Here is a 340-nt window from a genome sequence, read left to right as displayed (position 1 = left end):
GCGCTCAGCGCCTCTTCGATCCGGTCGGCGAAAGCGGCGCGTGCCGGGGCGTCCATCATCCGCACCCGGTCAAGCCAGAGCGTCTGCGCGCGGTCCTGCACCGTCATCACCGTGTCGCGCTGCCGGGCCAGCGCGGCCCGCAGCACATCGGCATCGAACGGCTCGGCCCGCAGGGCGGAAAGCACATCGGCATAGGCCGCACGCCGCGCGGCGCGGGACTGGCGGCGCCCCGCCTCGCCTTCGCGCAGGGCGTCATGCAGGGCGCGGCGGTCCTGCACCGGCAGCGCCTGCACATAAGGGAGCGCATAGCTGCCCAGACCGGGGGGCGCGCCGCGCATCC

Annotated in this window: 1 protein-coding gene; it reads right to left on the bottom strand. The window is 75.0% G+C overall.

What is annotated here, in order from left to right; genetic code table 11:
* A partial coding sequence (locus A3764_RS19375; protein WP_150122313.1) for a periplasmic heavy metal sensor occupies positions 1–340 on the bottom strand: 340 nt, incomplete at both ends.

The sequence above is a fragment of the Sulfitobacter sp. HI0129 genome (genome assembly GCF_001635395.1).
Classification (GTDB): domain Bacteria; phylum Pseudomonadota; class Alphaproteobacteria; order Rhodobacterales; family Rhodobacteraceae; genus Sulfitobacter.
Note: the sequence above shows the minus strand (reverse complement) of the source record. Positions and strands in the feature narration are given on the sequence as shown.